This is a genomic window from Oryzifoliimicrobium ureilyticum (assembly GCF_037199735.1).
Taxonomy (GTDB): Bacteria; Pseudomonadota; Alphaproteobacteria; order Rhizobiales; family Rhizobiaceae; genus Rhizobium; species Rhizobium ureilyticus.
The window spans coordinates 1-15,391 of record NZ_JBBBVQ010000021.1 but is presented as its reverse complement, the minus strand read 5'-3'; the positions used below and the strand labels follow the sequence as shown (position 1 = coordinate 15,391).

Genomic DNA, 15,391 nt, shown 5'->3' with positions numbered 1-15,391 from the left:
CAAATATATGTTGTTAAGTAATGTTGGCTTTGGCCAGTCTTTTGGAAAGCCGGCTCGCTCGTCGAGCCGGCTCCTTGTTGGCTTCGATCAGAAGACCTTCGAGAACTGATCAATATTGGAGGCGTTGTAAACGAACGGATCTGCCATCGCGGCTTCGCCATTTTCCCCAATCTTGATCTTACCCATGCGGCCTGCGGGAATTTCACTGCCCGGCTTGCCATCGGCGTCGCCCTTGACAAGATGGTAGGCAATCTGTGCGGCCGAATAGCCAAGGTCGATCGGGTTCCAGATCGCAAACTCCTTCGTCGCGCCCGACTTGATGGCGCCCGCCATCTCGGACGGCAGACCAAGACCCGTGACGTATACCTGACCGATCTTGCCGGCATCCTTGACAGCCTGAGAGGCTGCGAGAACGCCAACGGTGGTCGGTGCCACAATGACCTTTACCTCGGGGTGAGACTTCAGGAGGCCCTGCGCTTCACGATAGGATTTGTCAGATAGGTCATCGCCATAGACGGTCGTCACAAGATTGAGACCTGGGAACTCCTTGAGCTGCTTCTTCATCTCGCCAATCCAAATATTCTGGTTCGTCGAAGTGGTGGTTGCCGAAAGAATTGCAAAATCGCCCTTACCGTCTGGCAGATGGTCCTTTGCCAGGGTCAGGCACATTTTACCAATAAGCTCGTTCGACGAAGGATTGAGCTGCAGGATGCGGCCTTCAGGCGCGACGCCGGAGTCCCACGAAATGACCTTGATGCCGCGTTGCTTGGCTTTCTTGAGCGCCGGAACGACGGCATCCGGATCATTGGCTGAAATCGCGATAGCGTCGACGCCTTGAGCGATCAGCGAGTTGATGACTTCGATCTGACCCTCGGCAGTTGTCGACGTGGGACCTGTATAGATGATCTTGACGTTGCCGAGTTCCTTGGCAGCTTCTTCGGCGCCTTTGTTGGCGGCTTCGAAAAACCCGTTGCCAAGGGACTTCACGACAAGAGCGATCTTCATTTCCGCCGCTTGCGCGGCGCCGCCCATCATAGCAAGCGCCAGTGCCGCCCCAATTGTCAGTCTTCTCGTCAGTTTCATAGTCTCTCCTCCCAGTGAAAAAACATGTGGCAGATATTACGCGACCGATGAGGCTTCTCCTCCGGTCGATTGCGCGGCAGGTTTTGCGATCACGAGCGCAACACCTGCATCTTCAACCATTCTGACGGATTCCTCGGATATTCCGTCATCGGTGATGATCGTCGAGACGCGTTCGAGCGGACACAGAATAAGGCTTGAGCGCTGTCTGAACTTGCTGGAATCCACCAGCAAAACCAGTTCCTCGGCCTGACGCATCAGCTTCTGTTCGCTTTGAATAATTTGTGCATCGGCTTCCATGATGCCGAGCGGCCCCACACCTTGGGCGCCAAAGAAAAAGCGTCGCGCATAAAAATTCCGTGTCGTGTCGTTTTCAAATGGCGACAAGATCAGGCTTTGCTCGCGATAGATGACGCCTCCAGGTACCGTCACGGTGTTCTTGGAATGCTTGACCAGATGCTCGGCGATCGCAAAGGAATTGGTCATCACCTGCATTCGATGACCTGCCATGAAATGCACCATTTGAAACGTCGTGGTGCCGCCGTTGATAATGATAGCGTCGCCGTTTTCACAAAGACCGACTGCATGACGGGCAATTGCGCGTTTCTTGTCGATATTGATGGATTCGGCCACGCGGAAAGGTCTGCCAGCGACTGTGCCATGCTGCGGGGGGTGGACCGCCTCGGCGCCGCCGCGAACGCGTCTGATCTTGCCCTGAACATGCAGAGCCGCAATGTCCCGGCGGATCGTTGCTTCAGATGCTTCTGTCAGTTCGCAGATATCCTGCACGGTGATTACGGATTTCTCCTGAACCGCGCTCAAGATGATGCGATGGCGTTCACGTTCGTGCATGGCTCCTCCTGCCCCTAGTTAATTCCTCCTAAATCGCGCGTTGTCAATCATAACCGATCAAAATAAATCTTATTGCACTGCAGTATAATCATATTTGATCGTTTTCGATTGACAGGTGATGCAAACTTGCGCGATATCGACGACAATAGGCTCCGGACAGAGTGCGGAGAATAAGCTTACATGGGAGGATGAACATGGCGGCGGACGCCCGGCTTCTGGAAAATCGTTGGGATGAGGCATATGCGGGAGGGCTCGATGAGCCTGGCAAGCTTCTTTATCGATCCAATCTTCTTGGCGCCGATAAGCGCATCACCAATTACGGCGGCGGCAATACGTCGGCAAAGGTTATGGAAGTCGATCCGCTAACTGGCGATCATGTTGAGGTGCTGTGGGTCAAGGGCTCCGGAGGCGACGTCGGCACAATCAAGCTGGACGGCTTTGCGACGCTTTATCAGCAGAAGCTTGAAGCGCTCAAAGGTCTGTATAAAGGCGTTGAAGACGAAGATCGTATGGTCGGCTTCCTGCCGCACTGCACTTTCAATTTGAACGCGCGCGCCGCCTCGATCGATACGCCCTTGCATGGCTTCGTGCCGTTCAAACATGTCGATCACATGCATCCCGATGCCATTATTGCAATTGCCGCGTCGAAGAATTCGAAAGCGCTGACGGAGGAGATCTTCGGAAGTCGTATTGGCTGGCTGCCTTGGCGCCGGCCTGGTTTCCAGCTTGGACTTGATCTTGAGGCATTTGTAAAGGCCAACCCGCATGCGCAGGGTGTGGTTCTTGAGAGCCACGGTCTCTTCACTTGGGCGAACGATGCCAAGAGCTGTTATGAATTGACGCTCGATATCATCAATACGGCGATTGGCTGGTTTACGCAGCGGACAGCAGGAAAGACGATCTTTGGCGGGGCGGTATGCGAAAGTTTACCGGCTGAGACGCGCCGCGCTATTGCCGCGCAGTTGATGCCGGAGATTCGCGGCCGCATCGGCAGGCAAGAACGTAAGATCGGCCATTTTGACGATCAGGATGCCGTCCTGGACTTCGTTAACTCGCGCGATCTGCGTTCGCTCGGTGCCCTGGGCACGAGCTGCCCCGACCATTTCCTGCGCACGAAGATCCGACCGCTGATCGTCGATTTCGATCCTCTTCGGCCGGACGCCGATGCTGTCGTCGCGAGCCTGGACAAGGCTCTTGAGGACTATCGCGCCGACTACGCACGTTACTATGAAAGCTGCAAACACCCGAATTCACCGAAGATGCGCGATCCGAATCCGGTGATTTTTCTTGTTCCCGGGGTGGGAATGCTTTCTTTTGCAAGGGACAAGGCTACTGCGCGTATCGCTGGCGAATTTTACGTCAACGCAATCAACGTCATGCGGGGAGCATCGACCGTTTCGGAATATCAGGGCCTGCCCGAGCAGGAAGCCTTTGATATCGAATATTGGCTTCTCGAAGAGGCTAAGCTCCAGCGCATGCCGAAGCCCAAGAGCCTCGCCGGTCGCGTTGCCTTCGTGACAGGAGGCGCCGGCGGGATCGGCCGCGCAACGGCGGCACGTCTCATCAGCGAAGGGGCTTGTGTGGTCTTGGCTGACATCGATGCGGATGCGCTCGATGCCACGCAAGCGGAATTTTCAAAAGTCTTTGGCTCCGATGCTGTTTACAGCGCCAAGCTTGATGTGACGAAGGAGGATAATGTCATTGCCTCCTTCCGCGAGGCGTGCGTCGCCTTCGGCGGCGTCGATATCCTTGTTTCGAATGCAGGGATCGCGTCCTCTGCGCCTATCGAGAGCACCGAACTTTCGATGTGGAATCGTAACATCGATATTCTGACGACGGGGTACTTTCTGGTGTCGCGTGAGGCATTCCGGTTGTTCCGCAAGCAGAATATCGGCGGGAACGTCGTCTTCGTCGCGTCCAAGAACGGTCTTGCTTCCTCGCCCAACGCTGCTGCCTATTGCACAGCGAAAGCGGCCGAAATTCATCTCGCACGCTGCCTCGCCCTCGAGGGCGCCGAGGCCGGCATTCGCGTCAACACCGTCAATCCGGATGCGGTCCTGCGTGGGTCGAAGATCTGGAACGGCGAATGGAGAGAGCAGCGCGCAGCATCATCAAAAATTGAGGTCAGCGATCTTGAGGAGCATTATCGCAAGCGCTCGATGTTAAAGCTGAATGTCCTGCCCGAAGATATTGCGGAGGCGATCTACTTTCTAGCCTCGGATCTTTCCGCGAAGTCGACAGGAAACATCATCAACGTGGATGCAGGTAACGCGCAGAGCTTTCCGCGCTAGCGCCAAATGGCGGGATGCGTCCTCATCCGAGGCGCATCCCATGAGGTCACGTTATTTTCTGAGAATCACCCAGATCGCGTGAATGATGCCTGGAATATAACCAAGCAGGGTCAAGAGAATATTGAGCCAGAATTGCAAGCCGATGCCGACTTGCAGAAAAACGCCGACAGGCGGCAGGAAGATTGCGAGCAAAATGCGGATGATATCCATAATATCTCCTGATCTATCTTTTGCGCCGAAGCGCCGACAAAATTGACATCAAAAAGCGGACCTAAACGCGTAAACTGGCACGTTGGTTCGTTCGCGGGAGGAAAGAATGGTAGAGTTGAAAATATCTCAGGATGTTATTGCCAAGGAAAATGAGAAGCGTGCCGCCGCCCTGACCAGCGATTTCACCGCGCTCGGTGACAATCTCTCCCGGCGTGGCGTTGATATCGAGTCCGTTGTCACCAAGGTCGCAGCATTCTCGGTTGCCGTGCCATCCTGGGGCGTCGGTACCGGCGGTACACGCTTTGCGCGGTTTCCAGGCGGCGGTGAGCCGCGCGGAATATTCGATAAGCTTGATGATTGCTCGGTGATCCAACAACTGACGCGTGCTACGCCCACCGTATCTCTGCACATTCCTTGGGATAAAGCCGATCCGCGCGAGTTGCTGTCAAAGGCGCAGACCCTAGGTCTTGGATTCGATGCGATGAATTCCAACACCTTCTCTGATGCGCCCGAGCAGTCAAAGTCCTATAAATTCGGTTCGCTCAGCCACACGGATGCCGCCACACGCCGACAAGCGATCGAGCATAATCTCGAATGTATTGAAATCGGCAAAGCGCTTGGATCAAAAGCTCTGACGGTTTGGATCGGCGATGGCTCCAACTTCCCCGGCCAAAGCCACTTTACCCGCGCTTTCGAGCGGTATCTCGCTTCCATGGCTGAGATCTACAAGGCGCTGCCAGACGACTGGCGGCTGTTTTCCGAACATAAGATGTTCGAACCGGCTTTCTATTCGACCGTCGTCCAGGATTGGGGAACCAACTATCTGATCGCGTCGACGCTTGGCCCGAAGGCCTTCTGCCTTGTCGATCTCGGACATCACGCGCCGAACACCAACATCGAGATGATCGTTGCCAGGCTAATTCAATTCGGCAAGCTCGGCGGCTTCCACTTCAACGACAGCAAATATGGCGACGACGATCTCGATGCAGGCTCAGTCGAACCTTACCGGCTGTTTCTGGTGTTCAACGAATTGGTCGATGCGGAGCATCGCGGCGTGTCTAGCTTTGAGCCGGCGCACATGATCGACCAGTCACATAACGTGACCGATCCGATCGAAAGCCTGATGGCCAGCGCTAACGAAATCCGCCGCGCCTATGCACAGGCCCTGCTCGTCGACCGAACAGCACTCGAAGGTTACCAGGATGACAATGACGCGTTGATGGCGACAGAAACGCTGAAGCGCGCTTACCGGACAGATGTCGAGCCGATCCTGGCCGAAGCGCGTCGTCGTCACGGTGGAGCGATTGATCCTGTAGCCACCTATCGCGCGAGCGGTTACCGACAGAAAGTCGCGGCCGAGCGTCCGGCCTCTGTCGCTGGCAGCGGCGGTATCGTCTGAAGCAAGGTGCGAAGGCTAAGTGCTTGCGCTATGCGCTGTCGACGATGTCAATTCGAGGACTGACCGGCCAGAATGAGCTCGACCGCCTCGAAGAAGCTGACTTGGCGCCAGTCTTTTGGATTCCGATAGAGCGGATATTCAAGATAGGCCGCCGCCGCCAGATGGTCGATGCTGCGGGGCGCAGTGCGGCGAGCAAGGATGGTCGTGCGCGCATTTTGGGTCATCATATCGGTGGTGAGGCCCCAACCCGCATAGAAAGGCGCTGCATAGCAGCGGACCGGTTTGCCGCGTAACAGGGCATCGAAGCCGAACTGGCTGGCAACCGTCCAGACTTCGTCGCAAGCTGCGATCATGGCATCGGCCGAGATGGCTTCAGATGAGAGAACGATATCGGAGTGCCTGGCGGCAAGCTCCGTCATATAGCCTTTCCGGTAGCCGGCAACGACATCGGGATGGGTCCGCACCACACATTGTGCCTTGGTTGCGATGGCGTCAGTCAGCATTTGTTGAAACGACTGTTCGCTACCCATCGAGAAAGGCACCGATACATCGCCCTTGACCTGGTCCACCAGCAGGATCCGGCGTCGCCCGCCCGCAGGAGGAAGAAATGGTTCTTTATGCGGGAGATGGTTATATTTCGAAAGCCGGTGGGAAACGATCGCGTCCCGAGCCTGTCGGCCTTTCTCGGCATCATTTTCGTCGGCTTCGATAATCAATCGTTCTAGACGTGACCCCGCTGCGGCCTTCGTGGAAAGACCAAGATCGTCCATCACGATCGATAAAGGCACCGACCCCGCCTTGCCGAGCGCAACGGAGCGCAGAAAGCCATCCTCCATATGCCAATGTGGCAATCCTCTGAGCCGACCCACCGCTTCGCCTAGCTTGGCGGCGATGCGTCCTCCCCAGGACACCGTCCCGCCTATTCCCGGCGCGAGAGTGGAGGATAGTTCAGGCAGATCCAGGTAGTGATGTAGCCATGGAAAATCGCTGCGTAAGAAGTGTGTTGCGCCAAGCCGCATCCCGCGCGGCGGATACCAGTCCTTTTGGCCGATACGTTCGCTTTGCCTTGTCTTTTCCAGCATTCCTACCGCTATCGTTTGCTCATGGACGATCAAGCGTCCAGGCATTCAGATCATCCTGTCTCAGCCGCCACAGCCTGGCACTTTCTGCGAAAGACGCGCATATTGCCGTACGTTGATGTTCTGATGCATCGTCGTTTCGCTCAAAGAAATTCATCTGAGCGAGACATGCAGTAGCATAGGCAGGCAGTCGTCGGAATGACCGTCCCCGATATGCTCACCCTTTTTTCGCGGATCGGTGGGTTGTCCCATAAATATCGATCTCAAGGCCACTAGGTGATCGAACGATTTACGCAATCGGAAGGGTTGCCGCTTCTGAGATTAAAGCCTTTAGGTCGCATTTCGTGGGCGCCAGTCTGCTGTCGCCTCAATCCATTGCCTTGTCCGTGCTTCCGGATCTGCATTGAGCGTGATGTCGGTAACGACAGCAGCGATATCTGCACCGTGACGCAGCACCTCAGGTGCACGTTCGGCAGTCACTCCGCCGATTCCGACCAATGGAACTTTTCCCACCCTGTCTTTCCATGTCTTCACGCGATCAAGACCCTGAGGCGCCCATTTCATCTTCTTCAAAATGGTCGGCCAGACCGGGCCGAGGGCGACGTAATCGGGTTCCACTTCAAGCGCCTTTTCCAGCTCCGTGTCGTCATGTGTGGAAACGCCGAGCTTTATTCCAGCACGGCGAATAGCTGCGCAGTCGGCCTCCACGAGATCTTCCTGGCCAAGATGAACAAAGTCGCATCCTTCATCGATTGCGATCTCCCAGTAGTCATTGACGATCAATTGACAGCCATATTGGGCGCAGATTGCCTTCGCGCGCCGGATTTCTTTCGACAGAATCTCGTGTGGACGATCCTTGATTCGCAGTTGCACGAGTTTGACGCCGATAGGAACCAGCCGCGCGATCCAGGCGGAACTGTCTACGATGAGGTAGAATGGGTCGAGCTTCATGCGAAGACCCCTTTACCGATGACCGGCGTCGAAGGCACGGCCATGTCACGCGGCTCCAGCATGCCTGATCGATAGGCAAGGTGGCCTGCATCGATCGCTTTAGCAAATGCCGACGCCATGGAAGCCGGGTCGCTTGCGCCGGCAACAGCGGTATTGAGCAAGACCGCATCATAACCGAGTTCCATCACTGTCGTCGCGTGCGAGGGCCGTCCGATTCCGGCGTCGACGATCAGCGGGATCTCGGGAAAGGCGGCCCGCATTGCGGTCAGTGCAGCCGGATTGCGCGGCCCGGCAGCGCTGCCAATCGGTGCGCACCAGGGCATGAGAACCTGGCAGCCAACAGCCAGCAATTTCTCGGCTACCACAATATCATCCGTGGTGTACGGGAAAACGGAAAAGCCTTCAGAAGCCAGAATACGCGCTGCTTCGACCAGTTCAAACACGTCTGGCTGCAGACTGTCGTGATGGCCGATGACCTCCAGCTTGATCCAATCGGTTGCAAAGACTTCGCGGGCCATCTTCGCTGTCAGAATTGCTTCGGGCGCGCTATGGCAGCCGGCAGTATTGGGCAAAACCCTGACGCCGAGTTCCTTGATCAGATTGAAAAACGCGCCACCGGTCTTGCCGCCGGACGTCTCGCGCCGGAGCGAGACGGTAACGATCTCACTGCCGGAGGACTGAACGGCCTGCGCCAATACCGTCGGAGAAGGATAGCGTGCCGTTCCAAGCAGAAGGCGCGAAGAAACGGTGGTATCGTAAAGTTTCAACATGGCTCATCCTCCCTGCATAGGGGACAGAATTTCAATGCGATCGCCCTCCTGCAACTGAAGCGCAGCGCGATCTTCGCGGTGGACGATTTCGCCATTGACCGCAGTTGCCAACCACTCGCCTTCAAACTCGAGCAGTGCCAGAAGCTCGCTCAGCGTATCGGCGGTGACTGTTTCCGGTTCGCCATTTACGATCAATCTCATGCCGTCAGCCTCTCGGATTTGTGGAAGCGGCGCGTCAGGCGATCAGCGGCCTCCTGCGCCAGTGCCGGAGCGAGCAGAAAGCCGTGGCGATACATTCCGCCAACGAAAAAGCCAGCTGCTGTTTTGGCAACACGAGGAAGGTTATCTTGAAACGCCGGGCGCACGCCTGTTCCCGTCTCGAGAATGCGAGCCTCCCCGAACGATGGATGCAGGGCATAGGCCGCATTCAGGAATTCCATCATAGAGCGCGCGGTGATTGGGCCATCATCCTCGCTCTCGATCATGGTCGCCCCAACCATGAAACGATGGTCTTCCCGCGGTACGATATAGATCGGGTGACGCGGATGCAGCATCCGCACGGGCCGAGACAAAGTCAGGTCGCGGCAGTGCAGATAGAGCATTTCGCCCCGCACGCCTCTGAGCTGCGGTAGGTCGGCGATCACGGCGGGCCCCCTGCAATCGATCACAGCATCGTAGATTTCGCCGATCGGGACTTCATGTGCTTCAAAGTGAAAGATCACACCTTGTGCGCGGAGCTTTGCGACAAGACCGGTAAGAGCCTTTCGAGGGTCAAGATGGGCTTCGTCCTCGAAGAAAAGCGCCCGTTCGAAGCGGCCTGCCAGGGCCGGTTCGAGAGCTGCAATTTCAGGTCCTTCGATGCGGCGAAAGCCTCGCGTTCTGGCTGCAAATCTTTCAAGCTCAGGCAGATCGCGCGGCTGCGCTACGACAAGCGTCCCATTGCGGTGAACTTCCCCCGGAAGTTCGGCCGCCCACCAATCGGCTGCATTGCGGCCGAGCTTGATAACAGCCTCGTCGGCCGATTCACGCTCGCAATAGGGAGCCAGCATGCCGCCCGCATAATGCGATGCACCAAGTCCCGCTGCCGGACCTTTTTCGATGATCTCGACGGCAAAACCTCGGCGACGCATTTCAAGCGCTGCCGTCAAGCCGGCAACGCCGGCTCCCTGGATCAGAACTCGTTGCATCAATCTGCTCCGGGCATGCTTTCCGCCGGCATATAAAGGTCACCGCCGGCACGATACTTGGCAGCCATGGCTTCCATACCTTCCTTCTGCGCTTCGGCTCGAATATCGTGAGAAATCCGCATTGAGCAGAATTTCGGGCCGCACATCGAGCAGAAATGCGCAACCTTGTGCGCTTCCTTCGGCAGGGTCTCGTCATGAAAGTTGCGAGCCGTTTCGGGGTCGAGCGACAGGTTGAACTGGTCCTCCCAGCGGAACTCGAAACGGGCCCTCGAGAGAGCGTCGTCACGCACCTGCGCGGCGGGGTGGCCTTTGGCGAGATCGGCGGCATGTGCCGCAATCTTGTAGGTGATGACGCCGGTCTTCACATCATCACGGTCGGGCAGACCAAGATGCTCTTTTGGCGTAACATAGCAGAGCATCGCGGTGCCAAACCAACCGATCATCGCGGCGCCGATTCCAGACGTGATGTGATCGTAACCGGGTGCGATGTCGGTGGTAAGAGGGCCGAGTGTATAAAAGGGTGCTTCTCCGCAGGTTTTCAGCTGCTTGTCCATGTTCTCCTTGATCTTGTGCATGGGCACGTGCCCAGGCCCTTCGATCATGACCTGACAGTCCTTGGCCCAGGCAATCTTCGTCAGCTCCCCCAGGGTTTCCAGCTCCGCAAATTGGGCAGCATCATTGGCATCGGCAATCGATCCCGGGCGCAAACCGTCACCCAAAGAAAAGGAAACGTCGTAGCTGCGGCAGATATCGCAGATTTCTTCGAAGTGTTCGTAGAGGAAGCTTTCCTTGTGGTGATGCAGGCACCACTTCGCCATGATCGATCCGCCGCGCGAAACAATGCCAGTGACGCGATTGACGGTGAGCGGGATGTAGGGAAGGCGCACGCCGGCATGGATAGTGAAGTAATCCACGCCCTGTTCGGCTTGTTCGATCAACGTGTCCCGGAAGACCTCCCATGTGAGATCCTCGGCAATGCCGCCGACTTTTTCCAATGCCTGATAAAGTGGGACCGTACCGATCGGCACCGGCGAATTGCGAACGATCCACTCTCTGATGTTGTGGATGTTACGGCCGGTCGAAAGGTCCATGACGGTATCGGCGCCCCAGCGGATCGCCCAAACCATCTTCTCTACTTCTTCCGCCATCGAGGAGGTGACGGCTGAATTGCCGATATTAGCGTTGATCTTCACGAGGAAGTTTCGGCCGATAATCATCGGTTCGGCCTCGGGATGATTGATGTTGGCTGGAATGATGGCGCGCCCGGCCACGACTTCCTGGCGAACAAATTCCGGCGTCACGTAATCGGGAATATGCGCCCCGAAGCTTTCCCCATCACGCTTCAGCGCCTCCTTGGCTGCCTTGCGGCCCAGATTTTCGCGAATAGCGATAAATTCCATTTCTGGGGTGATGATGCCCGCACGCGCGTAGGCGATCTGGGTTACGGCCTTACCGCCTTTGGCGCGGAGCGGCTGGTTCCGGACAGGGAACTCGGGCGTCAGGCGATCTGCGCTGACGAAGCCGTTGTCCTCAGGCTTCACCTGGCGCCCTTCATAGGCTTCGACATCGCCGCGTGCCAGCACCCAGGCCCGCCGCAATGCAGGAAGGCCGGCGTCGATTGCGATCTCAGCTGCAGGGTCGGTGTAAGGCCCGGAGCTATCGTAAACGGTAACGGGCGGCTCACCCGATGTCGGATGAAGGCTGATCTGCCTCATCGGGACCTGGATATGCGGATGGATTTCCCCCGCGACGTGCACCTTCTGCGAGGCGGGAAGCGGACCTGTGGTTACGGTAAGCTTGGGAAGCTGAGGGGCGATATTCATTATGAGGCTCCAAATTTAAAAGTTGGAGACCCAGTCATGTTAGCCGGAAGGATCAAGGAGGCTGGAATCGGACTCCCGGAAAAAGGGAGCTTTTCATAACAGCGCTTGCACCGTCCCTACGCCAGTATGAACTGGATCAGGTTCAACGGGTCACCGCGCTGCCAATCAAGGCCCAGCGGAATCTCAGCCCCTTGTCGGGACACCCCTGGTGAATGCGATAAGGCTAGACCTCGTGATTCTACCTGTCAAGAAGGATGACACCGCAACAAGTGTCCGCTCGGTCAGGCCGATCGGCATCAGGTCGTGACAACCGGTCGTCCGAAAGCGTGGCTGCGGCGGGCAATCGCGTCATGTTGCAACAACTTGGAAGGAACTGATCTGGAGCAACGGATCATGCAATTCGGGACGATAACTGCTTTGTTCTGATCGCCGGAGGAATGAAATATGTTAAAGCTGAGTCGTCGTGGCTAGGCGAGGGCGCTTGGCCTTGACCTTTTTCGGCGGCGGCGAAGCTGCCGGAGTTTCCTCCCACGTCATCAGCAGACTCGTCAATTTGAGATGTTCCAACGGCTTGGAGAACAGGTATCCCTGCATTTGATCGCAGCCTTCCGCGCACAAGATTTCAAGCTGTTCGCGGTTTTCCACCCCTTCTGCGGTGGTGATAATGCCGAGGCTATGGCCAAGACCTAACACAGAGCGGACGATGGCAAGAGAGTTCCGGTCGCTCTCCAGCGAGCTGATGAAGGAACGGTCGATCTTTATTTTATCGAATGGGAACTTCTGCAGATATGTCAGGCTCGAGAAGCCCGTCCCAAAGTCGTCCATTGCGATTTTCACACCCAAGGACTTTAGCGCATTCAGGCTTTCGAGAGGCTTGCAGCTATTATCGAGGAGCAGTCCCTCGGTGATTTCCAGTTCCAGTCGAGAGGGATCAAAACCGGTCCTTGCCAGAAGATCGCGCACGAAGGGGACAAAGTCGGGATCCTTGAACTGCGCAGGAGATACATTGATGGCGAGCGTCAAGCCATGCCAGTTCATCGCCTGCTGGCATGCTGTTTCCATCAACCATTTACCGAGCGGAACGATCAGCCTCGTGGCTTCAGCGATCGGAATGAATTGAGCCGGGCCAATCCAGCCGCGCGCCGGATGATGCCAGCGCATCAAAGCTTCGACACCGATTATCTTGCGACTTTTGCTGGATACCAGCGGCTGATAGTGAAGCTCAAACTGCCCCTTTCTGAATGCCTCGTGCAGGTCGGCTTCAATTTGGCGGCTTGCCTCGACCGCTGCATTCATGTCCTGACAGAAGAATTTGTAGCTCGACAATCCTTCCGCCTTCGACTGACGAAGCGCAACATCGGCCTGTTTGAGCAGCATCTCCTCATCTGTGTCGGCAAGCTGCTCAATCGAGATGCCGACGCTGATGTTAAGTTTGATCTCCATTCCATTTATAAGAAAGGGTCTTTTCAATTGGGTCATAAGCGCGTCACCGTGCGCTTGTGGGGATATCCCTGCGTCCTTCATTTGCAGGAGAGCAAACTCATCGCCATCAAGGCGTGCCGCCGCGCCATTTTCTCCCGCCAATCTGCGAACCCGCTCGGCAAGTTGTTCGATGATGGCGTCACCGCCGGTATGACCCAGCGTATCGTTCCACTTCTTGAAGCCGTCTATGTCAATACAGGCGAGAACGACTTCCTTGTCCCCACGCTCCTCGCTGCGAAGTGCTGCAGCAACGCGTTCGACGAACAGACTTCTGGTTGCCAGTCCCGTGAGCTTGTCATGGGAGGCCAGATAGGCAAGCTGGCGTTCAGCGTCGGCATTCGCCGCCTCCAACCGCCGGCTGGAGATCAATGTCGTACGAAAATATCGCAGCGCGTCGGCAAGAGCCCCGATCTCGTCGCGGCGTTTCTCAAAGCCAACCTCCACGTCAGTCGTTCCTGCGACCAATAGCCTCATTGAGGTCGTCAGCCTGGAGAGCGGCTGAAGCGCAAAGCGCTTTATGAGAAACGCAATGACCGCAAGCATCAAGATAAGGGTGATCAAAGTCCCGAGCACCCTCTTAAAGATGCTTTGCTGCCAGCCTAATATGTTCTCGGAAATGTCGGTTGCGACGCTGTATCCACCAATCAGTTCCCCCGGCATGATATTCATTAACTTTGTATGACACTCCGCGCAGCTTTGGTCGGAGGCACTACCGCGGCCAAGGATAATTGGCCGCGTGTATCGAAAGGTATTACCTTCGACGACTTTATGCATCTTTGAAGTGCGGCTGACCTTTTCATCGATGTCGTCAAGCGGAGGGGCGATTTCAGAAGCACCGATGGAGTTCTGATAATCGAGCAATTTCGGGCCCATGAACACCCAGAGACGCGTCCCATTCGACTGGTTGGAGAAGAGCTCCATCGCCCCTTTCAGCGTTTGTAACGCGCTGTCATCATTTGCTCTACGTTCGCGCATGACTTGCGTGTGTATGGATTGGAGCATATCTAGAGCGGCAACAGCTTGACGTTCCGCCGTCTCTTCAATTTCATTTCGCTCGTCAATCGCTTCTACCACAATCCCTGTGCCTTGCGCGCCAACAAGCACAAGGAATACAACCATGAAAATGGATTGCGTCAGCGAAAAACTATGTCGTAGTTTGATCATGGTGGTCTCTACGAAAGGTGAGAGCCCACACTATCGGTCATCCCCTAATAATTTCCCGCTCCAGGACGCCAATGCGATTCCTGGTTAACAGCCGATGACTCCTCGGTTTTGCTCAACCGTTTCAGGTCATTGCGCTCAATGAAGTGTGTCGTTGCGTCATTGTCGCGGTCGCGCCCGAGCCAGCGCAAAACCGGCACGGGCATCGATCTGTTCTTAGAAGGGCGGCCTATTTCCGGTTTGCCTCATGTGTATGGTGACTGTCCTGCTCCCCGCCGCCGCTGGAGACATGGCTGCGGGACTGGCGATCACCAGCCGCAGGTGGCTTCTTTATTTCCACTGGAGCCGCGGCGTTTTCATGTGAGGAACCAGGACCGCCTTGCCGGATTGTTGAAGGATTTTTGTCGGAAGTGGACATCTGATATCCTAACGATCCTGTTGGTATCCTTGGTGGGTCGTATTTGACCTTGCTGTTGCCTTGCTGACCGATCTTATCGGGATTCACGGACGACGTTTTGGCCGCTGCCTGCGTTGACGGTGCAGAGGACGCCTCGCCGGTCCCCTTTGGACTGGAATTCTCGGTGGGGCGTGGCGGAAGTTTGCTGCTCATCTTGATTTCCTCAATTAGGGTCGCGATTGGCGTTGTGATCGCCATATTGTTCCGTCTGGATAAACTTGCCGTCCAAGCCACGCTCGCGTGTGTGCTGCGCCTTGTCTCTATTGGACAACACCATATTATCCGGCAGTACATTCGGATCCAAATCCGTCATTGCGCCGCTGCCGTCACCCTTGCCGTGGGAGCCGGCGCCCATATGCTTTCTGTCCGCTTTTGCCATGGGTTCCTCCAATGAAAGAACACAAGGGGCAAAACACCAGCATTTGCGGGAATTTCCTTGGGTTCGGTTATGTTTTGACCGGCGTTTGCACCGATCGGCTAAATCTCTTCCGTCCGCAGGACGGAGTTGTCCTTCGGTTCTTGAACCATTCTCCAATGCGTGACCTGATGCCTTGGCTTCGGTCACAGAGTGACGTTCGGCTCCCGGCTTCCCATTCTCCTTCAAGAGCGCAGCCCAGTTCTACCGGGCTCGCTAATTTACCATCAGGAC

The 15,391-nt window shown here is 56.2% G+C and carries 14 protein-coding genes and 1 riboswitch; of the genes, 2 read left to right on the top strand and 12 right to left on the bottom strand.

Annotation, left to right across the window (positions count from 1 at the left end):
• Nucleotides 1–87: 87 nt before the first annotated feature.
• A complete protein-coding gene (rhaS, locus tag VQ830_RS22950; RefSeq protein ID WP_337270488.1) occupies nt 88–1,083 on the bottom strand; it encodes a rhamnose ABC transporter substrate-binding protein in 996 nt (331 codons plus the stop codon).
• Between the two features lie 36 nt (nt 1,084–1,119).
• Nucleotides 1,120–1,932 (bottom strand): DeoR/GlpR family DNA-binding transcription regulator, encoded by an 813-nt coding sequence (locus VQ830_RS22945; protein ID WP_337270487.1) that lies wholly within the window; start codon nt 1,930–1,932, stop codon nt 1,120–1,122.
• Nucleotides 1,933–2,126: 194 nt separating this feature from the next.
• On the opposite strand from VQ830_RS22945, the gene VQ830_RS22940 reads away from it, so the two are divergent.
• The gene (locus VQ830_RS22940) at nt 2,127–4,223 is read left to right on the top strand and encodes a bifunctional rhamnulose-1-phosphate aldolase/short-chain dehydrogenase (RefSeq protein ID WP_337270486.1); all 2,097 of its coding nucleotides are present in this window, start codon (nt 2,127–2,129) and stop codon (nt 4,221–4,223) included.
• A 51-nt stretch (nt 4,224–4,274) separates the two neighbouring features.
• On the opposite strand, the gene VQ830_RS22935 is transcribed toward VQ830_RS22940, so the two are convergent.
• On the bottom strand, nt 4,275–4,433 hold the full coding sequence (locus VQ830_RS22935) for a YqaE/Pmp3 family membrane protein (protein WP_337270485.1): 159 nt from the start codon (nt 4,431–4,433) through the stop codon (nt 4,275–4,277).
• 106 nt (nt 4,434–4,539) lie between these two features.
• On the opposite strand from VQ830_RS22935, the gene rhaI reads away from it, so the two are divergent.
• Nucleotides 4,540–5,832: an L-rhamnose catabolism isomerase gene (gene rhaI, locus VQ830_RS22930; RefSeq protein WP_337270484.1), complete on the top strand. Its 1,293-nt coding sequence runs from the start codon at nt 4,540–4,542 to the stop codon at nt 5,830–5,832.
• Nucleotides 5,833–5,879: 47 nt separating this feature from the next.
• Here rhaI and VQ830_RS22925 read toward each other — a convergent pair whose 3' ends face one another.
• The 9 genes from VQ830_RS22925 to VQ830_RS22880 form a co-directional block, all read right to left on the bottom strand.
• Complete coding sequence (locus tag VQ830_RS22925) at nt 5,880–6,959, bottom strand: capsular polysaccharide export protein, LipB/KpsS family (protein ID WP_337270483.1); 1,080 nt, start codon at nt 6,957–6,959, stop codon at nt 5,880–5,882.
• A 282-nt stretch (nt 6,960–7,241) separates the two neighbouring features.
• The gene (locus tag VQ830_RS22920; protein WP_337270482.1) at nt 7,242–7,862 is read right to left on the bottom strand and encodes a thiamine phosphate synthase; all 621 of its coding nucleotides are present in this window, start codon (nt 7,860–7,862) and stop codon (nt 7,242–7,244) included.
• Entirely contained in the window at nt 7,859–8,632 is a 774-nt protein-coding gene (locus VQ830_RS22915; protein ID WP_337270481.1) for a thiazole synthase, read from the bottom strand. The genes VQ830_RS22920 and VQ830_RS22915 overlap by 4 nt, the downstream gene beginning before the upstream one ends.
• A 3-nt stretch (nt 8,633–8,635) precedes the next feature.
• Complete coding sequence (gene thiS / locus VQ830_RS22910) at nt 8,636–8,833, bottom strand: sulfur carrier protein ThiS (protein ID WP_337270480.1); 198 nt, start codon at nt 8,831–8,833, stop codon at nt 8,636–8,638.
• The gene (gene thiO / locus VQ830_RS22905) at nt 8,830–9,819 is read right to left on the bottom strand and encodes a glycine oxidase ThiO (RefSeq protein WP_337270479.1); all 990 of its coding nucleotides are present in this window, start codon (nt 9,817–9,819) and stop codon (nt 8,830–8,832) included. The genes thiS and thiO overlap by 4 nt, the downstream gene beginning before the upstream one ends.
• Nucleotides 9,819–11,642 (bottom strand): phosphomethylpyrimidine synthase ThiC, encoded by a 1,824-nt coding sequence (gene thiC, locus VQ830_RS22900; RefSeq protein ID WP_337270478.1) that lies wholly within the window; start codon nt 11,640–11,642, stop codon nt 9,819–9,821. Before thiC ends, thiO begins: the two co-directional genes overlap by 1 nt.
• Nucleotides 11,643–11,737: 95 nt before the next feature.
• Nucleotides 11,738–11,859, bottom strand: a riboswitch (TPP riboswitch).
• A gap of 230 nt (nt 11,860–12,089) precedes the next feature.
• Nucleotides 12,090–14,288: an EAL domain-containing protein gene (locus VQ830_RS22895; protein WP_337270477.1), complete on the bottom strand. Its 2,199-nt coding sequence runs from the start codon at nt 14,286–14,288 to the stop codon at nt 12,090–12,092.
• Between the two features lie 226 nt (nt 14,289–14,514).
• A complete protein-coding gene (locus VQ830_RS28860) occupies nt 14,515–14,895 on the bottom strand; it encodes a hypothetical protein (RefSeq protein ID WP_438618524.1) in 381 nt (126 codons plus the stop codon).
• A 10-nt stretch (nt 14,896–14,905) separates the two neighbouring features.
• Nucleotides 14,906–15,121 carry a hypothetical protein gene (locus VQ830_RS22880; protein WP_337270475.1) on the bottom strand — a complete coding sequence of 72 codons (216 nt, stop codon included), beginning with the start codon at nt 15,119–15,121 and terminating at the stop codon, nt 14,906–14,908.
• Between the last annotated feature and the right edge of the window lie 270 nt (nt 15,122–15,391).

What these genes read in the sequence shown, in the direction of transcription:
- VQ830_RS22895 (WP_337270477.1), bottom strand. Translation starts at nt 14,288, where the DNA reads ATGATCAAACTACGACATAGTTTTTCGCTGACGCAATCCATTTTCATG.
- VQ830_RS22920 (WP_337270482.1), bottom strand. Translation starts at nt 7,862, where the DNA reads ATGAAGCTCGACCCATTCTACCTCATCGTAGACAGTTCCGCCTGGATC.
- rhaI (WP_337270484.1), top strand. Translation starts at nt 4,540, where the DNA reads ATGGTAGAGTTGAAAATATCTCAGGATGTTATTGCCAAGGAAAATGAG.
- rhaS (WP_337270488.1), bottom strand. Translation starts at nt 1,083, where the DNA reads ATGAAACTGACGAGAAGACTGACAATTGGGGCGGCACTGGCGCTTGCT.
- VQ830_RS22935 (WP_337270485.1), bottom strand. Translation starts at nt 4,433, where the DNA reads ATGGATATCATCCGCATTTTGCTCGCAATCTTCCTGCCGCCTGTCGGC.
- thiS (WP_337270480.1), bottom strand. Translation starts at nt 8,833, where the DNA reads ATGAGATTGATCGTAAATGGCGAACCGGAAACAGTCACCGCCGATACG.
- thiC (WP_337270478.1), bottom strand. Translation starts at nt 11,642, where the DNA reads ATGAATATCGCCCCTCAGCTTCCCAAGCTTACCGTAACCACAGGTCCG.
- VQ830_RS28860 (WP_438618524.1), bottom strand. Translation starts at nt 14,895, where the DNA reads ATGAGCAGCAAACTTCCGCCACGCCCCACCGAGAATTCCAGTCCAAAG.
- VQ830_RS22925 (WP_337270483.1), bottom strand. Translation starts at nt 6,959, where the DNA reads ATGCCTGGACGCTTGATCGTCCATGAGCAAACGATAGCGGTAGGAATG.
- thiO (WP_337270479.1), bottom strand. Translation starts at nt 9,819, where the DNA reads ATGCAACGAGTTCTGATCCAGGGAGCCGGCGTTGCCGGCTTGACGGCA.
- VQ830_RS22880 (WP_337270475.1), bottom strand. Translation starts at nt 15,121, where the DNA reads ATGGCAAAAGCGGACAGAAAGCATATGGGCGCCGGCTCCCACGGCAAG.
- VQ830_RS22945 (WP_337270487.1), bottom strand. Translation starts at nt 1,932, where the DNA reads ATGCACGAACGTGAACGCCATCGCATCATCTTGAGCGCGGTTCAGGAG.
- VQ830_RS22940 (WP_337270486.1), top strand. Translation starts at nt 2,127, where the DNA reads ATGGCGGCGGACGCCCGGCTTCTGGAAAATCGTTGGGATGAGGCATAT.
- VQ830_RS22915 (WP_337270481.1), bottom strand. Translation starts at nt 8,632, where the DNA reads ATGTTGAAACTTTACGATACCACCGTTTCTTCGCGCCTTCTGCTTGGA.